The organism is Paraburkholderia sp. RAU6.4a, assembly GCF_050435625.1.
In the GTDB taxonomy this organism is placed as follows: Bacteria; Pseudomonadota; Gammaproteobacteria; order Burkholderiales; family Burkholderiaceae; genus Paraburkholderia; species Paraburkholderia tuberum.
This window is the reverse complement of sequence record NZ_JBNDKQ010000003.1, coordinates 663,049-688,118: the sequence shown is the minus strand read 5'-3', so window position 1 is coordinate 688,118 and position 25,070 is coordinate 663,049. Positions and strand designations below refer to the sequence as shown.

24 protein-coding genes are annotated in these 25,070 nt (G+C 64.2%); 14 read left to right on the top strand and 10 right to left on the bottom strand.

Translation table 11 applies throughout. From position 1 onward, the window contains the following. Positions 1 to 27 precede the first annotated feature (27 nt). Positions 28 to 1,764, top strand: a complete 1,737-nt coding sequence (araD, locus tag OKW40_RS27700) for an L-arabinonate dehydratase (RefSeq protein WP_429402702.1) — start codon at positions 28 to 30, stop codon at positions 1,762 to 1,764. 3 nt (positions 1,765 to 1,767) lie between these two features. Here the strand turns inward: araD and OKW40_RS27695 are convergent, their stop codons facing one another. Both OKW40_RS27695 and OKW40_RS27690 read right to left on the bottom strand, forming a co-directional pair. Continuing rightward, positions 1,768 to 2,373 carry a short chain dehydrogenase gene (locus OKW40_RS27695; protein WP_429492685.1) on the bottom strand — a complete coding sequence of 202 codons (606 nt, stop codon included), beginning with the start codon at positions 2,371 to 2,373 and terminating at the stop codon, positions 1,768 to 1,770. 143 nt (positions 2,374 to 2,516) lie between these two features. Then, the gene (locus OKW40_RS27690; protein ID WP_429402703.1) at positions 2,517 to 2,969 is read right to left on the bottom strand and encodes a DUF3005 domain-containing protein; all 453 of its coding nucleotides are present in this window, start codon (positions 2,967 to 2,969) and stop codon (positions 2,517 to 2,519) included. Between the two features lie 329 nt (positions 2,970 to 3,298). Here OKW40_RS27690 and OKW40_RS27685 point away from each other — a divergent pair, with 329 nt between their 5' ends. Further along, complete coding sequence (locus OKW40_RS27685) at positions 3,299 to 3,532, top strand: hypothetical protein (protein WP_013092363.1); 234 nt, start codon at positions 3,299 to 3,301, stop codon at positions 3,530 to 3,532. 147 nt (positions 3,533 to 3,679) lie between these two features. After that, positions 3,680 to 4,606: a serine O-acetyltransferase EpsC gene (gene epsC, locus OKW40_RS27680; RefSeq protein ID WP_090807303.1), complete on the top strand. Its 927-nt coding sequence runs from the start codon at positions 3,680 to 3,682 to the stop codon at positions 4,604 to 4,606. A gap of 52 nt (positions 4,607 to 4,658) precedes the next feature. Here epsC and OKW40_RS27675 read toward each other — a convergent pair whose 3' ends face one another. After that, positions 4,659 to 5,171, bottom strand: coding sequence for a metal-dependent hydrolase (locus tag OKW40_RS27675; protein ID WP_090807301.1), 513 nt, complete (start codon positions 5,169 to 5,171; stop codon positions 4,659 to 4,661). Between the two features lie 149 nt (positions 5,172 to 5,320). After that, complete coding sequence (locus OKW40_RS27670) at positions 5,321 to 5,674, bottom strand: hypothetical protein (protein ID WP_090810230.1); 354 nt, start codon at positions 5,672 to 5,674, stop codon at positions 5,321 to 5,323. Between the two features lie 761 nt (positions 5,675 to 6,435). On the opposite strand from OKW40_RS27670, the gene OKW40_RS27665 reads away from it, so the two are divergent. After that, positions 6,436 to 6,957 carry a hypothetical protein gene (locus tag OKW40_RS27665; RefSeq protein ID WP_184024828.1) on the top strand — a complete coding sequence of 174 codons (522 nt, stop codon included), beginning with the start codon at positions 6,436 to 6,438 and terminating at the stop codon, positions 6,955 to 6,957. Positions 6,958 to 7,103: 146 nt separating this feature from the next. Here the strand turns inward: OKW40_RS27665 and OKW40_RS27660 are convergent, their stop codons facing one another. Further along, complete coding sequence (locus OKW40_RS27660; protein WP_184063297.1) at positions 7,104 to 7,535, bottom strand: hypothetical protein; 432 nt, start codon at positions 7,533 to 7,535, stop codon at positions 7,104 to 7,106. Positions 7,536 to 7,775: 240 nt separating this feature from the next. Here OKW40_RS27660 and OKW40_RS27655 point away from each other — a divergent pair, with 240 nt between their 5' ends. The 6 genes from OKW40_RS27655 to ggt all read left to right on the top strand — a co-directional run bounded on the left by OKW40_RS27655 (position 7,776) and on the right by ggt (position 14,479). After that, positions 7,776 to 8,477 (top strand): CDP-alcohol phosphatidyltransferase family protein, encoded by a 702-nt coding sequence (locus OKW40_RS27655; protein WP_184024834.1) that lies wholly within the window; start codon positions 7,776 to 7,778, stop codon positions 8,475 to 8,477. Beyond that, on the top strand, positions 8,474 to 9,289 hold the full coding sequence (locus tag OKW40_RS27650; RefSeq protein WP_184063302.1) for a HalD/BesD family halogenase: 816 nt from the start codon (positions 8,474 to 8,476) through the stop codon (positions 9,287 to 9,289). Before OKW40_RS27655 ends, OKW40_RS27650 begins: the two co-directional genes overlap by 4 nt. Then, the gene (locus OKW40_RS27645) at positions 9,286 to 10,362 is read left to right on the top strand and encodes a lysylphosphatidylglycerol synthase domain-containing protein (RefSeq protein ID WP_429492682.1); all 1,077 of its coding nucleotides are present in this window, start codon (positions 9,286 to 9,288) and stop codon (positions 10,360 to 10,362) included. Before OKW40_RS27650 ends, OKW40_RS27645 begins: the two co-directional genes overlap by 4 nt. Positions 10,363 to 10,390: 28 nt before the next feature. Beyond that, a complete protein-coding gene (locus tag OKW40_RS27640; protein ID WP_187614221.1) occupies positions 10,391 to 11,155 on the top strand; it encodes an NTP transferase domain-containing protein in 765 nt (254 codons plus the stop codon). A 139-nt stretch (positions 11,156 to 11,294) separates the two neighbouring features. Beyond that, on the top strand, positions 11,295 to 12,698 hold the full coding sequence (locus tag OKW40_RS27635) for an MFS transporter (protein WP_429493955.1): 1,404 nt from the start codon (positions 11,295 to 11,297) through the stop codon (positions 12,696 to 12,698). Positions 12,699 to 12,733: 35 nt separating this feature from the next. Continuing rightward, complete coding sequence (gene ggt, locus OKW40_RS27630; RefSeq protein ID WP_429492680.1) at positions 12,734 to 14,479, top strand: gamma-glutamyltransferase; 1,746 nt, start codon at positions 12,734 to 12,736, stop codon at positions 14,477 to 14,479. A 40-nt stretch (positions 14,480 to 14,519) separates the two neighbouring features. On the opposite strand, the gene OKW40_RS27625 is transcribed toward ggt, so the two are convergent. Beyond that, positions 14,520 to 15,674 (bottom strand): Fic family protein, encoded by a 1,155-nt coding sequence (locus OKW40_RS27625; RefSeq protein ID WP_429492678.1) that lies wholly within the window; start codon positions 15,672 to 15,674, stop codon positions 14,520 to 14,522. A 208-nt stretch (positions 15,675 to 15,882) separates the two neighbouring features. Beyond that, on the bottom strand, positions 15,883 to 16,932 hold the full coding sequence (locus OKW40_RS27620) for a S1C family serine protease (RefSeq protein ID WP_429492676.1): 1,050 nt from the start codon (positions 16,930 to 16,932) through the stop codon (positions 15,883 to 15,885). 176 nt (positions 16,933 to 17,108) lie between these two features. Here OKW40_RS27620 and OKW40_RS27615 point away from each other — a divergent pair, with 176 nt between their 5' ends. Continuing rightward, positions 17,109 to 17,507 (top strand): VOC family protein, encoded by a 399-nt coding sequence (locus OKW40_RS27615; RefSeq protein ID WP_429492674.1) that lies wholly within the window; start codon positions 17,109 to 17,111, stop codon positions 17,505 to 17,507. Positions 17,508 to 17,669: 162 nt separating this feature from the next. Beyond that, on the top strand, positions 17,670 to 18,596 hold the full coding sequence (gene ppk2, locus OKW40_RS27610; RefSeq protein ID WP_429492673.1) for a polyphosphate kinase 2: 927 nt from the start codon (positions 17,670 to 17,672) through the stop codon (positions 18,594 to 18,596). A 98-nt stretch (positions 18,597 to 18,694) separates the two neighbouring features. Here ppk2 and OKW40_RS27605 read toward each other — a convergent pair whose 3' ends face one another. Together OKW40_RS27605 and OKW40_RS27600 are read right to left on the bottom strand one after the other, a co-directional pair. Next, on the bottom strand, positions 18,695 to 20,281 hold the full coding sequence (locus OKW40_RS27605) for an inorganic phosphate transporter (RefSeq protein WP_429492671.1): 1,587 nt from the start codon (positions 20,279 to 20,281) through the stop codon (positions 18,695 to 18,697). A gap of 228 nt (positions 20,282 to 20,509) precedes the next feature. Beyond that, positions 20,510 to 21,103 carry a short chain dehydrogenase gene (locus OKW40_RS27600; RefSeq protein WP_090807273.1) on the bottom strand — a complete coding sequence of 198 codons (594 nt, stop codon included), beginning with the start codon at positions 21,101 to 21,103 and terminating at the stop codon, positions 20,510 to 20,512. 222 nt (positions 21,104 to 21,325) lie between these two features. Between OKW40_RS27600 and OKW40_RS27595 the strand changes: the two genes are divergently transcribed. Both OKW40_RS27595 and OKW40_RS27590 read left to right on the top strand, forming a co-directional pair. After that, positions 21,326 to 22,171: a CHAD domain-containing protein gene (locus OKW40_RS27595; RefSeq protein ID WP_184063345.1), complete on the top strand. Its 846-nt coding sequence runs from the start codon at positions 21,326 to 21,328 to the stop codon at positions 22,169 to 22,171. A 103-nt stretch (positions 22,172 to 22,274) separates the two neighbouring features. Continuing rightward, entirely contained in the window at positions 22,275 to 23,870 is a 1,596-nt protein-coding gene (locus OKW40_RS27590; protein ID WP_429492668.1) for a diguanylate cyclase, read from the top strand. A gap of 66 nt (positions 23,871 to 23,936) precedes the next feature. Here OKW40_RS27590 and OKW40_RS27585 read toward each other — a convergent pair whose 3' ends face one another. Next, entirely contained in the window at positions 23,937 to 25,049 is a 1,113-nt protein-coding gene (locus tag OKW40_RS27585) for a VTT domain-containing protein (RefSeq protein WP_429492666.1), read from the bottom strand. Between the last annotated feature and the right edge of the window lie 21 nt (positions 25,050 to 25,070).

Here is a 25,070-nt window from a genome sequence, read left to right as displayed (position 1 = left end):
GGTCGGCGCCAATCGTTGGAGTAGACGTTGACGAATAGAAAGACCCCCGAGGAATTGCGTAGTCATCGCTGGTACGGCGCGAACGATCTGCGTTCGTTCGGCCACCGCTCGCGCACCGCGCAGATGGGCTACAACCGCGACGAATACGCGGGCAAGCCGGTCATCGCGATTCTGAACACGTGGAGCGAGATCAATCCGTGCCACACGCATTTCAAGCAGCGCGTCGAGGAAGTGAAACGCGGCATCTGGCAGGCCGGCGGCTTTCCGATCGAGCTGCCTGTGCAGACGCTGTCCGAGCCGTTCCAGAAGCCCACCACGATGCTGTACCGCAATTTCCTCGCGATGGAAGCCGAGGAGATGCTGCGCTCGTATCCCGCCGACGGCGTCGTGTTGATGGGCGGCTGCGACAAGACCACGCCCGCTTTGTTGATGGGCGCGATCTCGATGGATCTGCCCGCCATCTTTCTGCCCGCCGGCCCGATGCTGCGCGGCAACTGGAACGGCGTGACGCTCGGCTCGGGTTCCGATTCATGGCGCTACTGGGCCGAACTGCGCGCGGGCACGCTGAGGCCGGACGACTGGCAGGGCGTCGAGGGTGGCATCGCGCGCTCGCCCGGTCACTGCATGACGATGGGCACCGCATCGACGATGACGAGCGCGGCCGAAGCGCTGGGCTTCACGCTGCCCGGCTTCGCGTCGATTCCCGCGCCCGATTCGCGGCATGCGCAGATGGCCGCGCAAACCGGCATGCGTATCGTCGAGATGGTGTGGGAGGATCTGAAGCCGTCGGACCTGATCACGGCGGCATCAGTCGATAACGCGGTGACGACTTGTGTCGCGCTGTCCGGGTCGACCAATTCGGTCGTGCATATGATCGCGCTTGCACGGCGCGCGGGCATCGAGTTGACGCTCGACCGCTTCGACGAGATCGCGCGCCGCACGCCCGTGCTCGCGAACATCAGACCGACCGGCGCCTATCTGATGGAGGACTTTTTCTACGCGGGCGGTTTGCGCGGGCTGCTCGCGGAACTGGGCGAACTGATCGACGGCTCGCAGAAAACCGTGAACGGCCGCACGCTCGGCGAGAACCTTGCCGGCGCGCGCATTTTCAACGACGACGTGATCCGCCGCCGCACGAATCCGCTACTGCGCGACAGCAGCCTCGCGGTGCTGCGCGGCAATCTCGCGCCCGACGGCGCCGTGATCAAGCCGGGTGCGGCCGAGCCGCATCTGCTCGTGCATACGGGCCGTGCGGTCGTGTTCAGCGACTACGACGACATGGCCGCGCGCATCGACGACGACGCGCTCGACATCGACGAAAGCTGCGTGCTCGTGCTGCAGCACGCGGGGCCGGTCGGCGCGGGCATGCCCGAATGGGGTCAACTGCCGATTCCGCGCAAGCTGCTGCAAAAAGGCGTGCGCGACATGGTGCGCATCTCTGACGCGCGGATGAGCGGCACGAGCTATGGCGCGTGCGTGCTGCACGCGGCGCCCGAGGCATTCGTCGGTGGGCCGCTGGCGTTGGTGCGAAGCGGCGATCTGATCGAGCTCGATGTGCCGCGCCGCCGGCTGAATCTGCTGGTATCGGACGAAGAGCTCGCGCGCCGCAAGGCCGCGTGGGTCAAACCCGCTGCGCGCTTCGAGCGCGGCTATGGCGCCCTGCATCAGGCGCACGTGATGCAGGCGGATCAAGGCTGCGATTTCGACTTCCTGCAGCGCGGCGGCGTGAGTCCCAATAGCTCGGGCGAGCCGGAGATTCACTGAGGTTCAATACCCCACGCGATACACGCGCCCCGTCTGCGCCCCTTCCACACTGCGCAGATAAGCAAGCGCCGCGCGTTGCGCGCTGACGGGCTCGAAGCCGCGAAAGAACGGCGCGTAAGCCTCCATCAACTCGGTCAGCACGGTCGGACTCACCACGTTGATGCGCAGCCCGCGCGGCAGTTCGATCGCGGCGCCGCGCACGAAGCCCTCGAGCGCGAGATTGACGGTCGTCGCGCTCGCTCCCTGCGGGATCGGCTCGTCGCCCAGAATGCCGCTCGTCAGCGTGAACGATCCGCCGTCGTTCACATACGGCAGCGCCGCGAATACGACGTTGATCTGGCCCATCAGCTTGTCGCGCAGCCCGACCCAGAACTGCTCGATGCTCATCTGCTCCAGCGGACCGAAATGCACCTTGCCGGTCGCGGTGATGACGCCGTCCACCTTGCCGATGTCGCGAAACAGCCGCTCGACGCTCGCCGGGTCCGTGCTATCGACGTGATATTGCCCGCGCGTCGCGCCCACCTCGATCACTTCGTGACGCGCCTTCAGCTCCGCGCGGATCGCCTGGCCCAGCGTGCCCGTGGCACCGATGACGACGATTCTTTTCATCCGCAACTCCGTTAAACGAACCCACGTTAAACCAAGCAAAGCACGCACCAGAATAAAACAGTGCGTGCTGCGTGATTGCCTGATAAATCGGAATAAACCCGGTAATTCAAACGCGCGCGTCTAAAGGGATGATGCGCGCGCGCCTATTTCACCCGATGTAATTCGATTACGCGCGCGGGCCGCAAATGATTGAGCGCATAGTGAATGCGGCCACGATCGTGGCGCTGTCCGACCGGACGCGGGTCGTCGTACTGATGGTCGGCCGAGTAGACGTCGAGCGGCTCGGCCATGCCCTTGTCGATCACCGAGTAGCCCGGCTCGAGCGCGAGCAGCAGGTGGTTGCCGCCGACCCTGCTGTCGAAGCCGGCCATGCCATCGAGCGACTCGGGCACGCTGTTGTCGAGCGTCGCATTGCTGGTCGTGACCGCGTCGGGCGAGATCGCGCCGTGGCCCGCCAGACGGGCCGCTTCGCGGTTCTTGCCGTCGGTGTCGACCGTGCTGTCGTGCGTGCGGTCGTTGTGCAGGTCCGTGCTTCGTGGGTCCTTCGGGTCCGGCTTCGTACCGGCGTTTTCGGGTTTGTTGATCGCGCTGTTCATCGTGCATTCTCCTGAAGCGGACATTCGAAGAAAAGAGCAAAAGCCGTTCCGACTGACACGGCGCCGCGGTGCGCGAGAGTCGCGATGCGTTCTCCGCCATCCTTCGATGCGAGTGGCGTTACCTCGCGATTAAACGGCGATGACGTCCGCGATTCATTTCGTTTTTTTCAATGGACGCGTATTTTCTACAGAGTATGATCTTACTCCTGCGACCGACGCGCGGATAAATTGGCGGCATGCTCCGGCTGTTCCAGCATGGTCGGAAAAACTAACAAACAAATGGCCGCGCGACTGAGAAAATGTTACGGGGCTTCAGGGGCGGGTGACTCATGCACTTCGATGCTGCATTCACACATCGCGGCTATCTTTTGAATTGCGAACCGGCGCGCTCGGGCGACGGCTCCTGGCAACCGTATGTGGTGATCTCGCGCTCGAGCGACGGCGAACTGGTCGCTAACCGTTTCTTTCCCACGGAACTGCGCTTCTCCGACGAAGCCGCTGCCATCGCGCACGCGCGCGATTGGGCAGTGCGCTGGATCGACGCGAGCAGTCTGACTATCTGAAGTCAGGGAACGATGCGTGCATGCCAGCGCGCGTCGACGCAATGAATCCGAGCCGACCTGCGCGCTGCCGGGCGGGCACCGTTAAAACGCGGTAATCTCTGCTCGATAACCACTTCGAACCGTGCACGCCGCACGGCGCCGTCCCTTATGCCCAACGAGCCTTCCCATAACTGGGGCCTTGAACAGATCGTCGCCGACCTGCGCGCCTCGCGCGAGCAATTGCATCGCACGCGGCATCCGCTCGGCATTCGCGAATTGCCATCGCGCGAAGCGGTGGTCAATATCGTGGCCGGTCTGCGCGCCGCGATGTTTCCGACGCATTACGGCGCGCCCGATCTAACCGACGAAACGGTCGACTACTACGTCGGCCACACGCTCGAAAGCACGTTGCGGCTGCTCGCCGAACAGATTCGCCGCGCGCTGCGCTTCCTGCCCGAGTTCGGCGAGACGCCGGACGCCGAGTTGCGGGAGCGCGCGTTCGCGGTGGCGCGCGAGTTCGCGACGCAGCTGGCGGGCATACGCGCGCTGCTCGTCAGCGACATCCAGGCTGCGTACACCGGCGACCCCGCCGCGCAGCACATCACCGAAATCCTGCTGTGCTATCCGGGCGTGTGGGCGATGACGCATCATCGGCTCGCGCATGCGCTGCATCGGCTCGGCGTGCCGCTGCTGGCGCGCTTCATCAACGAGATCGCGCACTCGGCGACCGGCATCGACATTCACCCGGGCGCGACGATCGGGCCGAGCTTCTTCATCGATCACGGCACCGGCGTGGTGATCGGCGAGACAGCGATCATCGGCGAGCGCGTGCGCGTGTACCAGGCGGTCACGCTCGGCGCGAAGAGCTTCGCGGCCGATGAGGACGGCACGCTGATCAAGGGCAATGCCCGGCATCCGATCGTCGAGGACGATGTCGTGATCTACGCGGGCGCGACGATTCTCGGACGCGTGACGATCGGGCGCGGGTCGGTGATCGGCGGCAACGTGTGGCTCACGCATAGCGTGCCGCCGGGCAGCAGCGTATCGCAAGGCAAGGTCCGCGAAGGAGAGCGCACCGACAACGGACGGCAATGATGCACGGCTAGCCGCCGCGCCCGCGCGCCGGGCCGATTGCATCGCGCTGCGCCTAGCCGATCGGCCAATGGCGCAACCACGGCAACGCATGCATGCCATGCAGCCACACATGCTCGCCGATAAACCACGCGGCCGCCCACGACGCCGCGACGACGATCAGATCGCAGTGCCCGCTATTCCATAGATTCAACGAATGTCGCCCGGCGATCCACGGCACGCCGAGCGGATTCGGCCAGTCGGCGAGCAGATGCATCAGGCCGCCGCACGCGAAGCCGAACGCGGGCGCCGCGAAGATCGAATGTCCGAGCGTGTGATACGACACCGCGAGCAGCGCGAGCCAGCCGATGCCCCAATGTGTCAATGTGCGATGCGTGATCCACAGCCGCCGCGCGCGCGACCACCATGCGACTTCGAGCCAGTCCGGCGCGGTGCTGCCGGCCACGCCGGCGATGAAGCTCAGCAGCACGCCAGCATGAAACGGACCGCCGCCGTTGCGCGCGACGATCGCCGCCGCGATGATGCCGGCTGCGAAACCGGTCGCATGATGCGCTTTGCTGGATGCCATCGAAACTCGCGGCACACGTGCCGCGCGAAAGACAAAGGGCGGCTATGTTCGCAGATGGGCGCGTAAAAAAATAGCCGATGCGCCAGATAAAAATTCGCGCACCGGCCTTCCGTGCATGACGCGCACGGCGTTCAAGCGCGCCGCGCCGCTCAGGTCGCGCAGCGCGCGATATCGAAGCGCATTTCCTCCTCGGGCGGATCGTCGGGCGCATTGGCCGGATGCACGACCTTGATGACCGTGTTGCCGTTGAGCGGGGTCAGCGTGACGAAGTACGAGTTGTGCGAATCGGCACCGACCGCAAGTTCGGTCGCCGCGCCGGCGTGCGAGGTGCGCACGCGCGGCAGACGTTCTTCGAGGCAGGCGGCGATGGACGCAGGCGTGCGTGACGACGACACGTACACGAGCGGTGCGGACGCATCGCGCGCGGGGCCGCCCGATGAACCGCAAGCGGCGAGGGTGGCGGTGAGGGCGACAGCTGGGGCAAGCAGGAGAAGTCTTTTCATGATCCGATCGTCGGCATTCCCGGTCATGCATGGGAAGGGTGAGGCGCGGGCGAAGCGCGATGCGCTGACGTACAGCGCGATGCTTCGCGACGAAGCTGCCGTGCAGGCGGCGCGGTTTCGCGGCGTCGCACGGCGGCCGGGGCAGTATACCGAGCATGTGTCGACGTCGTCACTAGCGCGGCCATGCGTTTATTGGTGTCGATGCGCAGCGAAGTGTAATTGCCGCTATGCGGATATTTAATTGCGCGCCTTACAACGGTTTATTTTCGAATCCGGGATTATGTGAATTAATCGCGTAAGTGCCGGTCCGCAAAAGGAAATTATTTTTAACGATGAATGGCGGGACGCGCTGTCAGGTCAGGGGCTGTTGTCGGGCGGTAACGGCTCAAGGCCTCGCGGCGAGCACAAGGGGAAAGCGGACGAGGCCGTTTGCGCTGATTCCCACGGTTTTGCGCAATGCAGTCTTTCGAAGAAAGCCTTAAATCAAGGGGGATGCCACTTATAATTTTGGTAGACCCCTTCGACCAAAGGGTGTCTTTTTCATTTTTACACGCGGCTTTCGGGCCGCGTTTTTTTATCTGACATTTAAAGCGGATTTATAAATCGTCGCGTAGGTAAATATAACTTTTTGCGCGTTGAGCGGCGGCGCCGTTCCGAACGCGCCTTGTCCGTTCGTCAGAGCGAGCAGGGCCAAGCGGCTGGGCAGGTAGAATCGCGGGTTCGAAATCTGTTTGTGCGCCCCGCGAAGTGAGGAACCTGTGATGACCGACACGCCCTTTCCCTCGACTGACACGAATGCCGAGTTCCTCGGACCGGACGACAGCGTGCATGAAGAACGTCTGTGGCGCGACAACGGCTGGACCGCGCGCATCATCAAGAACGAAGACGACGAAGGCTGGGCCGTCGAAATGATCAAGGACGGCGAGGCGGAGCCTGCGCTCGTCGGACCGTGGACGATGGGCCGCAACAAGAAGGATCCGAAGCCGCTCGACGTATCGGCGTTCAACACGCTCGTGAAAACCGCGGCGGAAGTGCTGCGTCGTCACGAGCAGCAGCTGCGCGCGCAACTCCACAAGACAGTGCGCGTGCCGAGCGCGGACGGCAACGACGAACTCGACATCACGCTCGACATCGTCCCCGACGAAGACGAGCCGTACGCACTGTTGAGCGCGCTCGATATTTTCGGCGAGCAGATCGCGCAAGTGCAGGTTGCGCCGACGTTCAAGCTCAGCAAGGCGAGCGCCGCGGCGTGGGTGGCAAACGAGTTTCGTCGGCCGGGGTAAGTGGCGGTTATAGGCGCGGTTGCGTCGTGATCGGCTCCGCTGGTCGCTGACACTGCCGGCGATCATGGCTGGCCACTCGAACTGGCTCGTGGTCGAAGATATCGACGATCGTGGCGAAACGGTCGGATACGACGTCTCGCCAAACCCTAGCTGCGCTTGCAGAAAATCGCGGTGATGAGCGGCGCGACGTGATGCACAATCGCCGTGCTGCCGGCGTTTTCAAGCGCGCTTTTAACATTGTCGTCGCTGCCGAACACGACCGCGCCATACGCGGACTGGGCGACCGGTTCGCCGTCGCCGACCCGGAACATCGGGTCGTCCTTTTCGAAGCCCACCACCGCGAATACGCGGAAACCGAACGCGGTCAGATGCACATCGGGCATCGGCGAGAACGCGTTGATCGAGTTGCTTTCGACGTGACTTGGCTTCGGTTTGATCAGCTGCTGCTGCATCAGATCGGCAATGAACTGGTGGCCGCTCTCATTGCATGTCAGCGGCGCGTCGAGCTCCACGGCGAACGAAGAAAGGGGCAGCGCGGCGGCGGCGGCAAACAGCAGAGGGACAAGGAGACGGTTCATGAGCGTAGGCGGGCGTCAACAGTCGATGTCGTGGATTAGCAACCACTGCGCCATCCCCCGGAGGGCACGAGCGGTGCTGCACATCGAACAGATTCCGCGTGACTGGCACAACTGGATTCGCACTTTACAGCGATTCGGTGAATTCCGCTTTGTGACGGACACACGAACGGTATCTGCAAATTGCAGAGCAACGTACGGCATAACAGCAAGCTTTCAGAATCCCGTATATATTTCCGCCCTATGACTTCGCAACCCCGACCTCCAATCAACGTTCCGCCGCCACGTACGTGGGACGCCCGGCTCGCCCGCCGGCTCGTGACACCGCTAGTCGACACCTGGGTCACCCCGAACCATTTGACCACGCTGCGCCTGCTGATCGGCGTCGCAGGCGCGCTGTGCCTTGCGCACGGGGGATTCGCGTGGGCCAATGCGGGCGCACTGCTGATCGTCCTGTCGAATTTCGTCGATCACACGGACGGCGAACTCGCGCGAGTGGGCGGCAAGTCGAGCCGCATCGGTCATTTTTACGATCTCGCCTGTGATGCGCTCGTGACCGTGATGCTGTTCGTCGGCATGGGTATCGGTGTCGGCGGCGCGCAGATCGACGCTTTGAAGCTCGCGCCCGGCGTGCTCGGCGCGGTGGCTGGTGTCGCGGTCGCCCTGATCTTCTTTTTGCGCATGCGGATCGAGGAAATGGTCGGCAAGGCCGGCACGAAGCAGGCGTCGATGGGGGGCTTCGAAACCGAGGACGTGCTGTACCTGCTGCCCATCGTCACGCTGACGAATGTCATTGCGCCGTTCGTGGTGGTCGCGTCGATCGGCGCGCCGCTGTTCGCCGTATGGGTGGTGATCGACTACTGGCGCGTCGCGCGCCGTAGCGCTCGCCGGACGGCCAAGGCCGCCAGCGCGTCTGAATCCCGTCAACAGTGGGCCAGCAAATGAATCTGCACGCCGAAGACGAGGTTATCGCGCCCGTGTCGTCAGGCACGCCCGTGGCGGCGCTCACGCCCGCGCCCGATGCCGACCGCGCTGTCGCGAGCCGTACCCGCACGTTCGACAACGCGCGTCTGCGTAAAGACTTCGCCGCGCAGGACGCGTTTCTGTATCTGGACGATTTCCTCGCCCCGGAAGTGACCGCGCAGCTGGTACACAGCGCGCGCTCGCTGCTCGACGAAGTGAACCGCAACTATCTGCCGGGTCACAAGCAGGGCGGCAGTGTCAGCCGCCATACGATCGACCGTCTCGCGCCGTTCATCGCCGAGCTGTATCGCTCGAAGGAGTTGATCGGCTGGCTCGAGCAGCTGAGCGGCGACCAGTTGCAGATGTCGCCCGCCGACGATCCGCACGCATACGCGCTCTACTACTACACGCGCCCCGGCGACCATATCGGCTGGCACTACGATACTTCGTATTACGAGGGACGCCGCTACACGCTGCTGCTCGGCGTGATCGACGAATCGTCGTGCCGGCTCGACTACGAACTGCATACGCGCAATCCGGAGGTGCCGGACCAGCCGGGCTCGGTGCAGATTCCGCCGGGCGGCCTCGTGTTTTTCGATGGCGACAAGCTGCGTCATCGCATCACGCCGGCCGGGCCGAACGAGATGCGTGTGTCGCTGACGTTCGAATACGTCACCGATCCCAACATGCGGCCGTGGCGCCGCTTCGTTTCCAACATGAAGGACGCGATCGCGTACTTCGGTTTCCGCCAGGTGTTCCGTCAGATGGCCTCGCGCGGCAAGGACGCCGCGTGAGTCGGGCGGCCCTGCTTCTGCTGTCGATCGGCTCGGCGCTGTTCGTCGGCCTGCTCGCCTGGCAGGGCTTCGGCTCGGTGGCGTCGACCTTGCTCGCAGCCGGCTGGGGCCTCGCGGTCGTCGCCGCGTTCCACGTGGTGCCGCTCGTGCTCGATGCGGCTGCGATCGCCGTGCTGTTCAGGCGCGATCAACCTTCGCGTGACGGTGCGCATGAAGGTCCGGCAAGCGGTGCAACCAGCGGCGCGACGAGCGCTGCGCGAGCCGAACCCTCGCTGCGCGATGCGTTGTCCGCGCGCTGGATCGGCGAGTCGGTGAATAGCCTGCTGCCCGCTGGGCAGATCGGCGGCCCGGTGGTGATGGTGCGTCAACTGTCGCAGCGCGGCATGCTGCTGCGCGACGCGGCCGCCGCGATCACCGTCAGCACGACCTGGCAGGCGCTCGCGCAAATCGTGTTCGCGCTCGGTGGCCTCGCGATGTTCGGCGCGTACGCCGCGCACGGCACGCTGCACGACCTGCGCACCGCAACGCTGATTGCGACCGGCGTGCTCGGCGCGCTGATCGCCGCGTTCTACTTCGCGCAGCGGCGCGGTCTGTTCGGCCGGCTGCTGAGCGTGGTGTCGAAGGTGTTCGGCAAGCGCGACTGGTCGTCGCTGATGACGCGCGCGGAAGCCGTCGATGCCGCCGTGCAGTCGCTGTACCGCGAGCGCGGCCGCGTGGCGGCGAGCTTTGCGCTGAGCCTCGTGGGATGGGTCGTCGGCACGGCCGAGGTATGGCTCGCGCTGCGTTTTCTCGGTCATCCGGTCGGCTGGATCGACGCGCTGCTGCTGGAAAGCATCGGCCAGGCGATTCGCGGCGCGGCCTTCATGATCCCGGGCTCGCTCGGCGTGCAGGAGGGCGGCTATCTGCTGCTCGCGCCGCTGGTGGGTTTGCCGCCCGACGCGGCGCTGGCGTTGTCGCTCGCCAAGCGTGCGCGTGAACTCCTGCTGGGCCTGCCGGGCCTGCTTGTATTGCACTTCAGCGAACGAAGCTGGCAACGGCGGCGCGCTCCACGGCGCGTGCCGGTTGCCGATTGACCTCCGTACTTTTTTCAAAGGACCGCGCATGCGCGCAATCATTCTCGCAGCGGGCCTCGGCCTGCGTCTCCAGCAGCCGCCGCAAGCCCAGTTTCCGAAATGCCTGTTGCAGTTCGACGGCATGAGCCTGCTCGAACGGCATCTGCAGATGCTCAAAACCGCTGGCGTGACCGACGTCGTGCTGGCGCTCGGTTTCCAGCCGGAATCCGTGCAGGCGGAACTCGCGCGCATCGACTGGCCGCACAAGGTCGAGACCGTGCTCAATCCGCGCTTCGATCTTGGCAGCGTGCTGACCGTGCATACCGTTGCCGACGCGTTGACGCGCGGCGGCGACGTGCTGCTGATGGACGCCGACGTGCTGTACGACGAGCGCATCCTGAGCGCGCTGGTGGCGGGCGAGTCGGTGAACCGTCTGCTGATCGACCGCGATTTCGAAGCGGGCGACGAGCCCGTCAAGCTGTGCCTGAAGGACGGCGTGCCGGTCGAGTTGCGCAAGCAGCTCGCGGTCAATCTGGAGTACGACACGATCGGCGAGTCGGTCGGCTTCTTCCGCTTCCGCGAGGAAACCGCGCGACGCTTCACGCAGATCGTCGCGGGCTATATCGACAGCGGCCGCGCGAACATGCCGCACGAAGAGGCGGTGCGCGACCTGCTGCTCGAGCGCAGCCAGCTGTTCGACACGGCCGACGTGAGCGGCGCGCCGTGGATCGAGATCGACTTCCCGAACGACGTCGCGCGCGCCGCCAACGAGATCCTGCCGCAGTTGCAGCCGCTCGTCAGCGCATCGCGCTGAGGCGTCCGTGCCGCGCGCGAAGATGCACGGCAGCGCGCGATGGCACCCGGCAAAATCCCGTCGCGCGACAACATTTGTTGTCGCCGCGATGCCATAATCGACGCTTTCCATTGATGGCTGGCCGCCCGTCGCCATGACAATGCTGCTTGCTTTAGGCACTTTCATCGTTCCGCTGATCGTCGCGTGCGCGATGTTCATGGAAAACGTGGACGGCACGGTCATCGTGACGTCGCTGCCGGTTCTGGCACGCGACCTCGGTCATGATCCGATCACGCTGAAGCTTGCGGTCACCGCGTATGTGATCGGCCTTGGCGTCTTTATCCCGATCTGCGGCTGGGTCGCCGACCGCTTCGGTTCGCGCACCGTGTTCCGGACCGCGATCGGCATCTTCCTGGCGGGCTCGCTGTTGTGCGCGGCCTCGACTTCGCTCGATACCTTCGTGCTCGCGCGCTTCGTGCAGGGCATCGGCGGCGCGCTGATGGTGCCGGTGGGCCGCATCATCATCTTCCGGTCGCTGCCGAAGTCGGAGTTCATTCGCGCGATGAACTATCTGACGGTGCCGGCGTTGCTCGGTCCGGTGGTCGGGCCGCCGCTCGGCGGCTTTATCACGACCTATCTGCACTGGCGTCTGATCTTCGTGATCAACGTGCCGATCGGCCTGCTCGGCATCTGGCTCACCAACAAATACATCGCCAATACGCGCGAGCCGCATCCGGGCCGGCTCGACTGGCTCGGCTTCGTGCTGTCGGCTAGCGGGGCTTCGCTGTTCATGCTCGGGCTCTCGCTGGTCGGCGGCGAACTGGTGTCGACGGGACTATCGGTCGGCATGTGCGTGACCGGCATCGTGTTGCTGCTGCTTTATGTGCTGTATGCGAGCCGCGTCGCGCTGCCGGTGCTCGATCTGCGTTTGCTGCGCATTCCAAGTTTTCATGCGAGCGTGATCGGCGGTTCGCTGTTTCGGATCGGTCTTGGCGCCGTGCCGTTCCTGTTGCCGCTCGCGTTGCAGGAAGGGCTCGGCATGACCGCGTTTAGAGCCGGCGCGATCACGTGCGCGTCCGCGTTCGGTTCGATCTTCATGAAGACGGTGGCGTCGCGCATTCTCGAACGCTTCGGCTTTCGTACCGTGCTGATGGTCAACGCCGCGTGCGCGGGTCTCGCGATCGCCGTGTACGGGTTGTTCTTTCCCGGCACGCCGCATTGGGTGATCTGGTGCATCGTGCTGGTGGGCGGCTTCTTTCCTTCTCTGCAATTCACGTCGCTCAATACGCTGGCCTATGCCGATATTCCGGGCAGCGACGTCGGCCGCGCGACGAGTGTCGCGAGCGTCATCCAGCAGATGTCGCTCGGCCTCGGCGTGACGATCTCGGGCATCGTGCTGCAGATTTCGCATCGTGTGCAAGGGCATCCGAACATCGTGTTCTCCGATTTCTGGCCGGCGTTTCTCGTCGTCGGTCTGTTCTCGTGCCTGTCGATTCCGATTACGCGGCGGCTGCCGCGAGACGCGGGCGATGAGATCTCGCGCGGCCGTCGCGGGCGCGCGTAAGCCATCATGCGGATGTCGTCGTAGATGAGGAGGTCATGAAGTTGTTTCGCAACGTCAAAGCTTCAACCAGTGCTTCGATCAGCGGTCTTGCCCTGATCGCAATCCTCTGCGTTTCAACCGGGTTTCTCGAGGCGGCGCCTGCTGTCGCGAAAGCGCCCGCGAAGACGCAACCGGCCGTGCTTGCCGGTTCGGCGATTGCGGTGCCGGACTCATACAGCGCCGATGCCGCCGAGCAGATCTTCAACGAAGGCGGCAATGCGGTCGATGCGGCCGCCGCGATCGCCTTCACCCTTGCGGTCACGTTCCCGGATGCGGGCAACATCGGCGGGGGCGGGTTCATGACGCTGTACGTCGACAACAAGCCGTATTTCCTCGACTATCGCGAGCGCGCGCCGCTCGCCGCGACGAAGAACATGTATCTCGACGACAAGGGCGAGATCATCAAAGGCATGAGCCTCGTCGGCTATCGCGCGGTGGGCGTGCCGGGCACCGTCGACGGCATGTGGCAAGCGCAGCGCCGTTTCGGCAAGCTGAAATGGCAGCAGGTTCTCGCGCCGGCTATTCACTATGCGCGCGACGGCTTCGTGGTCGCCCCGCAACTGCAGAAGCGGCGCGACGATGCGGCGAAGAACTTCGCGGGCAAGACCAATTTCGACACGTACTTCGGCAATCTGAAGCAGGGCGTCACCTTCAGGCAGCCTGACCTTGCCGCGGTCCTGCAGCGTATTTCCGATCAGGGCGCGAAAGATTTCTACACGGGCAAGACTGCGGATCTGATCGCCGCTTCAATGCGCGGCCACGGCCTGATTACGAAGGCCGATCTCGCGCAGTACAAGGCGGTTTGGCGCGAGCCGGTGCAGGCGAACTGGAACGGCTACCGCGTGATCACCGCGCCGCCGCCGAGTTCGGGCGGCGTCGGGCTCGTGCAACTGCTGAAGATGAAGGCCGATATCGCGCCCGAGTTCAAGAACGTGCCGCTCAATTCCGTGCAATACGTGCATCTGATCGCGGAGCTCGAGAAGCGCGTGTTCGCGGACCGCGCGCAGTATCTCGGCGACCCGGATTTCTACAAGGTGCCGGTCGCGCAACTGATCGACGACCCGTATCTGGCCAAGCGCGCGGCCGAGGTCGATCCGAATATGCCGTCGGACACGAAGAGCATTCAGCCGGGGCTCGGGACCTCGATGCCGGAGAAGGCGGAGACCACGCATTTTTCGGTGGTCGACAAATGGGGCAACGCGGTGTCGAACACGTACACGCTGAACGGCGCGTTCGGCTCGGGCGTCGTGGTGGATCGGGCAGGCATCGCGCTGAACGACGAGATGGACGACTTCTCCGCGAAGCCGGGCGCCGCCAACATGTTCGATGTGGTCGGCAGCGACGTGAATGCGATCGAGCCGAAGAAGCGCCCGTTGTCGTCGATGGCGCCGACGATTCTGACGAAGGACGGCAAGGTCGCGCTCGTGATCGGCACGCCGGGCGGATCGCGGATCTTCACGACGATCTTCCAGGTGATCAACGACATCTACGACTTCGACATGCCGTTGCCGGATGCGCTCGCCGCGATGCGTTTCCATCACCAGCTATTGCCGCCGAATACGATCTATTCGGAGCCGTACAAGCCGATCGAGGGCGAACTCGCCCAGCAGCTCGAGGCGAAGGGCTACAAGCTGGAAGGGCAGGAATTCACCGGCGATGTTCAGGTGATCAGGATCGATGGGGACGAGCCGGAGGCGGCGGCCGATCCGCGTGGGCGAGGGGTGACGCGGGTGGTTCGGTAGGGAGGAGAGTCGGTTGCAGCCATTCTCTTCGACGATCAGCCTAGTCCTGATCGACTTCGGGCCATAGTCTCGGGAATAGAAATCGAAGACTTTTCAATGGGAGTCCGAACGAGAGATTGCCGCGATGGGAAGGCGAGTCGAGCAGTCCAATATCAAGTAGAGAGCGCGTAATCCGGCGAGCCAGGACATCAGTAACGCCAAGTATCTGATTGAATTCGGCGCGGCTGACTGCACGCCGCGTCGCCACAAACTCCATCGCCAGTGCCGAGGCCTCCGGTTTGATCACCGATTTTTCGGAGCCGATCATCCACGGATTCGAATCGAGGTAGCGCAATAGATCGAGCAGGCGATCTGCAATGCCATCGAACTCGGTCATGCGAACCATAAAGCTCACCTGGTCCAGGCAGCAATCGAGAAAGAACCGCGCGAAACGCACCAGGCCTTCCTGGGATAGATTGCCTCGGCCATCGAGGTCATTGCGGCGCGTCTGGTCGGCTTCGCTCAATCTTGCGTAGTACAGCTCATGTTCGCGTGCGAGACCGCGAAGCGGAGACCATAGGCCATGCGTCAAGTCGGCCGATCGTAAAGCGAGATGTGAATGCAGACGTGCCACCCGGCCATTGCCGTCTGCGAACGGGTGAGTCCATGCCAACCGATGATGCGAGCAGGCGATGCCGATCAACTGATGGTCCTTGATCCGTAGGCGCGCATATCGCTTGGCCCATGCATCGAGCAATGGCGCGATCATTTCAGGTTCTGGCGCGACATGCCGGCCCACGGTGACGTCCGATCTGCGAAGTTCGCCCGGCACGATTGGTTCGCCCTCGCTGGTAAATCTCTCAGCGACCGGCAAATAGGAAAAAAATCGCTCATGAATGGCCGTAAGTCGTGCGGGCTCGAACAGGGCGGGCGTCGCAAGCAAATCCCACTCTTCTTCGAGCGAGGATTCCGTTGCAATATGCGCCATCGCAAGGCGCTGCTTTTTGCGCTCGGCGACGTCAGCTGAATAGTCGCGCTTGAGAGCGGCCTCGATCCTGGCGGGCGTGGTGTGCTGGCCTTCGATCTTATTTGTGTAGTACGAATTCATCGCACGCAATTGCGGGACGAGCGCCGCGGCAAATGGCGTCCCGCTTACGGCAAGGAGCTTTTGCGATGAGTCGACGAGTTCGGTCGTGCGCTCGATCAGCGGATCCAATACACGGTCCTCAGGAAACAAGGGTTCGAACGATACGACGGTCGTCATCGCGGATTGTAGGGTTTAATGTAGAGTTAGATGTTGTTGATTATATCGTTCAATAAATTGATTTATAAGGATTTTAATTATTTCTTGTAGAGTCTAATGTAGGGTTTGCGGTAGGGTGGCGCCTGACTGTCCACCCCGGAGTCCCCCGGCAATCCCCCCATCACCCTGCCTGCTCCACCGGCGTCACCGTCAACTCCACCCGCTGCGCGCCGCGCAACACCGTCACGTTGACCGGCTTGTCGATACGCGAAGCATCGAGCGTGCGTTGCAGTGCATCCACATCCTGCACCGGCTGCGCGTCGATCGCGACCATCGTGTCGTCGGTGCGCAAGCCGCCGAGCGCCGCCGGACTGCCTTTGACGATCTCCATCACGCGCACGCCGCTTTGCGTGCCGAGCCCGAAGTAGCGCTGCACGCGCCGCGACAGCGGCGTCGTCGTGCCGGCCACGCCGATATACGCGCGTCGCACGCGACCGTGCGCGAAGATCTGCATGATGACCCACTTCGCGGTATCGATCGCGGTCGCAAAACAGATGGCCTGTGCGCCAGGAATGATCGCGGTATTCACGCCGATCACCTGACCTGCCGAATTGATCAGCGGTCCGCCCGAGTTGCCCGGATTCAATGCCGCGTCGGTCTGGATCACGTCGTAGATCATGCGGCCGGAGTTCGAGCGCAGCGACCGGCCGAGTGCCGAAACGACGCCGGTCGTCACGGTCTGTTGCAGCCCGAGCGGGTTGCCGACCGCAATGGCGATCTGCCCGACGCGCAGCTTCGATGATTCGCCGAGTTCGACATGCGGCAGCGGTTCCGGCGAACCGATGCGCAGCACCGCGAGATCGCTGCCGGGATCGTCGCCGACCAGATCGGCGTCGAACTTCGCGCCGTCGGCCAGCGTCACCTGGATATGCGTCGCGCCATGCACGACGTGGCTATTGGTCAGCAGGTAGCCGTCGGGCGTGAACAGGAAGCCCGAGCCGGTGCCGCCGCGCGCGCCGCGCCCATGCGCGGACGCGTCGCCGGGCAGCCGGCGTTCGACGGCGATAAACGCGACCGCCTGCTGCACGCGCTCCAGTGCACCGATCACGGTGCGGGAGTAGGCGTCGAGCAGCGCGTCGTCGTCGTGGGTCAAAAGGTCGGTGGACTGGGGCCCGGGGGCGTCGGATGCGGCGCTCGACAGGTCATCGATGAAGCGTGGGCGGCTTCCCATAACGATGCTCCGGATAGACGGGCTCCGAGATGCGGGACGGTGCGCGAGTTTTCAAGTGCATCGCGGGGGCGTCGGCGGCGGCGCGGCCGGGACGCCAGACCGGTGGCCACTGCCCGTGAGACACTTTCCCGGGCGGGCCGTCGCTCGCCGCTCGCTCGCGCCACGGAGACCTGTTCATGTCCGCATCTAACGCTTCAGCGCCGCAATCCCCGCAGCCGGGTCCACGCATCGAGTCGTTCAGCGCGATCACGCTCGCCACCAGCGACATGCAGCGCGCCGTCGCGTTCTACGAAGCGCTCGGCTTCCCGATCAAGTTCGGCGGTCCGCGCGAGGCCTTCACGTCGTTCGCGTTCGGCAGTTCGTATTTGAACCTGATCGCTGATGCGCGCGCGCCGGTCAACTGGTGGGGGCGCGTGATCATCTACGTTTCGGACGTCGACGCGTTCCATGCCAGGGCGGTGGCGGCAGGCTTGCAGCCGACGTTCGCGCCGTCGGATGCGCCGTGGGGCGAGCGCTATTTTCATATCACCGATCCGGACGGCCACGAACTGAGCTTCGCGCGGCCGCTGCCCTAGCGGCCGAAGTCGGGGCAAAACTCGCTATCATGGGGTTACCACGCATGTGCAGCGGCCGCCCACGCGGTAACACGGCTGACACCTCGCGCTTCGATAATCGAACGCGACCGCGTCGCGCTAGCCGCCGCGCGCCATCCCATTCCTGTTGCGAGGAGAGCCGCAATGAAAGAGCCGGACCCGAGACCCAATATCGAACTGATGGCGGAGCGGCAACGCCGTTTCGAGGAAGACCTCATCGATGCCTACGACGAAGAACTCGAAATGGAGGTCGACGACCGCATCATCGACGGCCCGGACGGCTTGACGCCCGAGCATCGCGAGGCGCGCAAGCAGTACTTCCGCGAACTGTTCCGGCTGCAGGGAGAACTGGTCAAGCTGCAGGACTGGATCGTCGCGACCGGGCACCGGCTCGTCGTGATCTTCGAGGGGCGCGACGCGGCCGGCAAGGGCGGCGCGATCAAGCGCATCACACAGCGCCTCAATCCGCGCGTGTGCCGCGTGGCCGCATTGCCCGCGCCGAACAATCGCGAGCGCACGCAATGGTATTTCCAGCGCTATGTATCGCACCTGCCGGCGGGCGGCGAGATGGTGCTATTCGATCGCAGCTGGTACAACCGCGCGGGCGTCGAGCGCGTGATGAACTTCTGCACCGACGAGGAATACGAAGAGTTTTTCCGCTCGGTGCCGGAGTTCGAAAAGATGCTGGCGCGCAGCGGCGTGCAGATCCTCAAGTACTGGTTTTCGATCACCGACGAAGAGCAGGAAATCCGCTTCCAGAACCGCATTCACGATCCGCTCAAGCAGTGGAAGCTGAGTCCGATGGATCTCGAAAGCCGGCGCCGCTGGGAAGCCTATACGCTGGCGAAGGAGGTGATGCTGCAGCGCTCGCATATCCCCGAGGCGCCGTGGTGGGTCGTGCAGGCCGTCGACAAGAAACGCGCGCGCCTGAACTGCATTCAGCATCTGCTGAGCCAGGTGCCGTATCACGAGATCGAGCATCCGCAGATCGACTTGCCGTCGCGTGTCTATCACGAAGACTATAGCCGTCAGCCGGTGCCTCAGTCGATGATCGTGCCTGAGCTGTATTAACAGCGGATCGTATGAAATAGCCGGCCAACGAAAAAGCGCGGTACGTATATCAGCGTACCGCGCTTTTCTTCGTGCTTCGCCCCGCCAGATCGGCGAACTCAGAACACCGAACGGAACGCCCAGAACAGCCCGCCCGCGAGCGCGATCGACACGGGCAACGTCAGCACCCATGCGAGGATCAGACTGCGCACCGTGGCCCATTGCAGACCCGAGCCGTTGGCCGCCATCGTGCCGGCCACGCCGGAAGAGAGCACATGGGTCGTCGACACCGGCAGACCGTAGACGTCGGCGGCACCGATCGTGATCATCGCGACGAGTTCAGCCGACGCGCCCTGGCCGTACGTCAGATGCTGTTTGCCGATCTTCTCGCCCACCGTAACGACGATGCGCTTCCAGCCGACCATCGTGCCGAGACCCAGCGCGATCGCGACCGCCACCTTGACCCACGGCGGAATGAACTTGGTCGCGTGGTCGATCTGCGTTCTGAAGTTGGCGATGACCTTCGCGTCTTCGGGCGAGAACTGCGGCTGATTGGCCTTCTGCATCAGACGGATCGCCTCGGAGGTGACATACATGTTGTTGCGCACGTTATCGACGATGCCTTGCGGCACCGCGGCCATCGAGCCCGACTCGGCGACCTGGCGACCGATCTGCTCGGTCAGCTGCTGCAGCGCCGGCAGCGTGGCGGGCGTCAGCTGACGGGTGCGCACGAAGGCCTCGACGTCGGCGCGCGGATCCGCGGAAGGCGCCGCGCCCTGCGTGTAGCGCGACAGCGTCGCCGCGGTTTGATGCGCGACCGCGACGAAGTTCTGCGTTTGCGCCGGCGTGACCGCCTTGTTCAGCGCGTAGGCGGTGGGCACGGTACCGATCAGGATCAGCATGATCAGCCCCATGCCTTTCTGGCCGTCGTTCGAGCCATGCGCGAACGACACGCCCGTGCAGGTCAGAATCAGCAGACAGCGAATCCAGAACGGCGGCGGCTCCTTGCCCTTCGGCTCGGCATACAGCGCGGGCACGCGCACGACGGCCTTCAGGATCAGCAGCAGCAGGCCCGCAAGCAGAAAGCCCACGATCGGCGAAAACAGCAGCGACTTGCCGACGCCGAGCGCCTGATTCCAGTCCACGCCACTGGTGCCGTTCGCACCATGCAGCATCTGATTCATCAGACCTATGCCGATGATCGAGCCGATCAGCGTGTGCGAACTCGAAGACGGCAGGCCCAAAGACCACGTGCCCAGATTCCAGATGATCGCGGCGATCAGCAGCGCGAATACCATCGCGAAGCCGGCGCTGCTGCCAACCTGCAGAATCAACTCGACGGGCAGCAGTTGCAGCACGCCGAAGGCGACCGCTCCGCTCGACGTCAGCACGCCCAGAAAATTCCACGTGCCGGACCAGACCACCGCGATATTCGGCGTCAGCGAGTGGGTGTAGATGACGGTGGCGACCGCGTTGGCCGTATCGTGAAAGCCATTGACGAACTCGAAACCGAGCGCGATCAGCAGCGCGACACCGAGCAGCAGATACGGCAGTACCGAGCTTTCGCGTACGGGCTGCAGATCGTCTATCAGATGAATGCCGCAGTACACGACGCCCGCGATGAGCAGGGCAACGAAAATGACCAGGCCCGCGTTACGGCCTTTGCCGCTGGCGGCGCCTGGTTGCGGATACGAAAGTTCCGGCATGACGTGAGCCCCAAAAAGTGGTCGCAGAGTTCTTGATGCTGCTTTCGCTGTGTGTCGCAACGATGACAACTACGTGACGGCATTGGGGGTGCGGGAAAAGCAGGCGCGGCGCGCCCTATGCTACGCCGCTCACGCCGGTAAATACTACGCGGGCTGGCGGACGGGAATAGCAAGATGTCCGAACCGAACTAAGCAAGAGCACGAGCGGCGAGCGGGCTTCGGTTGCGCTTACGATGCGCTGACTACTTCGCCGCTTGCGCTGCCACCGAGGGTGCGTTTATAAGCTTGCGCGACGATTTCCGCCGGTACCCCTTGCGACGGATCGCGGCCCATCGATTCGAGCGTTTCGGCGACCCACCCCGGGCTCACCACATTGACGCGGGCCTTGCCTCGCAACTCGAGCGCGGCCGAGCGCGCGAACGCTTCGACACCCGCATTGACGATGCTGACCGCGGCGCTGCCTTCCATCGGCTGTTGCGCGAGCACGCCGCTCGTCAGTGTGAACGAGCCGCCTTGCGACACATGGTCCACGCCGCAGCGCACCAGATTGACCTGCCCCATCAGTTTATTGGCAAGACTAAAAGAAAAGTCTTCGTCGCCAAGCGCCGCGAGCGGCGCGAATTTCGCCGAGCCGGCCGCGCAGATGATCGCGTCGAAGCTGCCGGCTTGCGCATACATCGCTTCGATGCTGCGTTTGTCCGACAGGTCGACGTGCAGTTCGGAGCCTTTGCGGCTCGCGCCGACCACGTCATGTTCCGTGGCGAGCAGCCTCACGATGTGCGAACCGAGCAGGCCGGTCGCACCGACAACGAGTATTCGCATACATCCTCCTAAGGTCTGTTTGCGGCATTTGCCGCACTGCACACTGCATCGTCGCCGGAGCACTCGCCGAACCGTGCAACGCGCGATCCTATCGGTCGAGGATAGACGCTGCCGGCGCGACGCGCCAATGCGTGAGGGAAGAGCCGGCTGACACGCGCCGCGATCCTCCTGAGCATCATTTTTGCTACGCTGGAAGTAAGGTCATGTTTCCCGGGAGCGTCGATGAAGCAAGACAGCGAGACAGTCAACGAGCCGGTAGAGGACGAACCGGCACAGCGAGCCTTCACTTCCTATGCAGCGCCCCTCGTCGATGAGGCGATCCGGCTCGCCAAAGGGGTGCATGGCGACGCGTCACCCGAAGCGCTGCACAAACTGCGCGTTTCACTGCGGCGTTTGCGTTCGTTATGGTGGGCTTTCGCACCGCTGCTCGACAAGGGCGAAAATTCCCGGCAACGCGCGGTCTACAAGTTTCTCGCCACCGCGGCGGGTAAAACGCGCGATTGGGACATCCTGATCGCGTTGCTCAGGCAGCAAGACAGCGGCGCGCAAGCATTGATGCCGAAGCTCGAGCAGGCGCGCCGCGACACACTGGCGACCAGCCGCGAGACGTTGTTGAACGCCGACGTCAAACACCTGCTGCGCGATGCGTTGGCCACCACTTCCGCGCAACTGCAGGCCACGCACGATTCGGCTATTGCGCTGCGCAAATTTGCCGCTCGACGCATAGGGGCGTCGGAGCGCTCATTGAAAAAGCGCATCAAACGCGCGCGCCATGCGAAACGCTCGAATTACGCAGCCTTTCACGATGTCAGAAAAGCGGGCAAGAAACTGCGCTATCTGTTCGAGTTTTTCGGGCCGGTGCTTAAAACCAGCCATAAGCGCACGCTCAAGCGCCTGAAAAAAATCCAGAAGCGCTTCGGCATGCTCAACGATACCGTCGCGAGCGAAACGCTGTTGCGCGACAATGCCGCATCGTTTGCCGACGCGGACCACATCGAAGCCGCGTTGGGTTGGCTCGACAGGAAACGCAAACGCCGCTTGCGCGCGGCGTCGGAGCTACTGGGCTGAGAGAGCGCGTTCGGTCCTCGCTAGCGCGGAGGATCCGCAGCCCAAAATGCACGGCGCACCGCGCTGCGGCCCGAAAGAATAGTCCGCGAAGGAGGCGAGGAGCGTGGCACCGCATGGGCTTTCGCTGCGTCATCGGCTGCGCCTGACGTTGCGCGCCGTTCGAGCCGGGATGACCCGCTATGTGGGCAACCGCCCGTGGGTGGCCGGCGTCGCCGGCACGCTCGTCGCGTTGGCGATGTCGATCCTGACGGCGGTGGAGGTCGGCGAAGGTCGCCGCGAAATGCTCGATCATGCGCGCCAGACGTCGCAAAACCTCGTGTCGATCATTTCCGCCGATCTCGCGCGCAACGTCGAAATTTATAGTCTGTCGCTGCAATCGATGGTGGATGCCGCGGGCGATCCGCTCACCTGGACGCTGCCGGTCCCGGTGCGCCAGGCGATGCTGTTCGATCGCGCGACCACCGCCGCGTTTCTCGGCGGTGCGTATATAGTCGGCGCCGACGGTGAAGTGGCCGCCGCGCAGTACGCCGACGCCAACACCACCGTCCATCTCGACGATCGCGAATACTTTCAGGTGCATCAGCGCAATCCGGCGGCGGGCCTCTATTTCTCGCATCCGTTCATGTCGCGGCTGCGCGGCGGCAAGCTGTCGATCGCGCTGACGCGGCGCATCGACGATGCGCAAGGCCGCTTCGCCGGCATCGCGCTGCTCGCGATCCGCATCGAGTACTTCCAGCACCTGCTGGACCGGATCGACACCGGCGAGCAGGGCTCGGTTTTCATCGTGATGGCGGACGGCACGCTGCTCGCGCGCAAGCCGTTCGACGCGCGCGCTATCGGCACCAGCGTCGCAAAGTCGCCGACCTTCGCACCGATGACGGTGCACGACTCCGGCAGCTACGTATCGGTCTCGCGGGTCGACGGTGTGCGTCGCATCTTCACCTACACGCACGTATCGGGCACGCCGCTGATCGTGGCGATCGCGCCCGCTGTCGATGACGTGCTCGCGCCGTGGCAGCGTCGCAGCCACGTGGCCGCCGCGCTGACCATCTCGTTCGGCTCGGTGTTCGTGCTCGTGTCGTGGCTGCTCGCGTTCGCGCTGCGCGACAAACAGCGCGCGCAGGCCGCGCTGCTGCGTCTTGCCGCGACCGATCCGCTGACCGGGCTCAACAATCGCCGCGTGCTCGACAAGCGGCTCGACGACGAATGGAAGCGTGCGCGACGCGAGAACAAGCCGCTGTCGGTGCTGTTCATCGATATCGATCACTTCAAGCGTTTCAACGATACCTACGGCCATGAGAGCGGCGACGAGGTATTGGTCGCGGTGGCTGATTGCATCGCGTCCGTGGTGCGGCGCTCGGCCGATCTGGTCGCGCGCTACGGCGGCGAAGAGTTCGCGGTGGTGCTGCCGGATACGACCGCGCAGGGCGCGTTCGCGGTCGCGGAGCAGATTCGTCGCAAGGTGGAAAACCAGGTCATCGTGCGCGGACACGATGCGCCGCAGGCGGTGACGGTGAGCGTCGGCTGCGCGACGGCGCTGCCGAGCGCCACGGATGTCGCGAACGGACTCGAGCTGATGGCGGCCGCTGATGGACAGTTGTATGTGGCGAAGAACGAAGGGCGCAATCGCACCCGGTCGGCGCAGTGGGACGAGTATTCGGCGGCGCAGGGGGTCTCGCGCACGGGGGCGGCGCCTTAACGCCAGGTGTTCGTTCGCGTGAGCGTGAGCGCCTTCCCGGCCCAGATTGTCGCGACGCAGCGCAATTCAGGCGCGCTCCGCACTGCGCGGCGCGAAGCCGCGCAACGTCACCGCCGCTGGTGTTTCGTCCCGCAACGCCGAGCGCGGCCGATCGGCGGCCGAACCATCCGCGTAAGCCAGCAAGCCCACCGGGAAGCCACGCCGCTGCCATGCATCGAGCCCGCCGCGCAGTGCGCGAATCCGCGTGTAGCCATTGCTGCGCATATGTTGCGAGACTTCGAGCGCGGTCGCGCTGTCCGGGCAGATGCAATAGATGACCATGTCGTGCGTGCGCAGCGCGCCGTCGATCTGTTCAGGCGAATGCGGATCGAGCGCGCGCGCGTCGGGAATCTGGCGTCGCAGATCGAGCAGCGGAGCGCCGGGCCGCGCATCGAGCACGCGGGACGGCGCCATGCGGCGCAGGCGGCCGGAGCACCGCCAGCGCCACGGCATGCTCGACGCGGCGGCACTCGCCGATGAGGCCTGCGTCGGCGCGGCCTGCATCGGCGCAGCTTGGGCCGACGTGGCTCGCGTGAACCGGCGCCGTTCGTAATATCGCAGATACAGCCGGTAGAGCAGATAGACGAGCGCCACCGCAAGAAGAATGTCGGCGATCGTGCCGCCGCGCTGCTCGACGAACGCGCGCAGCATATGCACCTCGCGTTCCACGGCCGCGCCGCCGAGCAGCCAGAACATCGCCCACGCGATCACGCTCGCCAGATCCCATAGTGCGTAGATGCGGATGTCGACGGCGGTCGTACCCATCAGCGGTGGCGTAATCAGGCCGAGGCCGGGCACGAACTTCGAAATCGACACGAGCGGCACGCCATAGCGTTCGAATAGCGCGCGCGCGGTTTCCAGCCTCGTATCGACGGCGGGCGACAAGCGGCCGAGCCACGCGAGCAGTTTGCGTCCATACAGACGGCCCGCCGCGAACCAGGTGCCGTCGCCGATCAATGCGCCCAGCACCGCCGCGCCGAGGGTCGGCCAGAACGCCAGGGTGCCCGCAGCGATCGCCGAGCCCGCGAACAGCAGCATCGGCACGGCCGGAATCGGTACGCCGAGGCGCGTCAGCAGGACGTTGACGAACACGATAGCGCTGCCCCAGGTTGAAACCGCCGACAACGGAAACTCGACCAATTGAGGCGCTCCTGTTGCTGC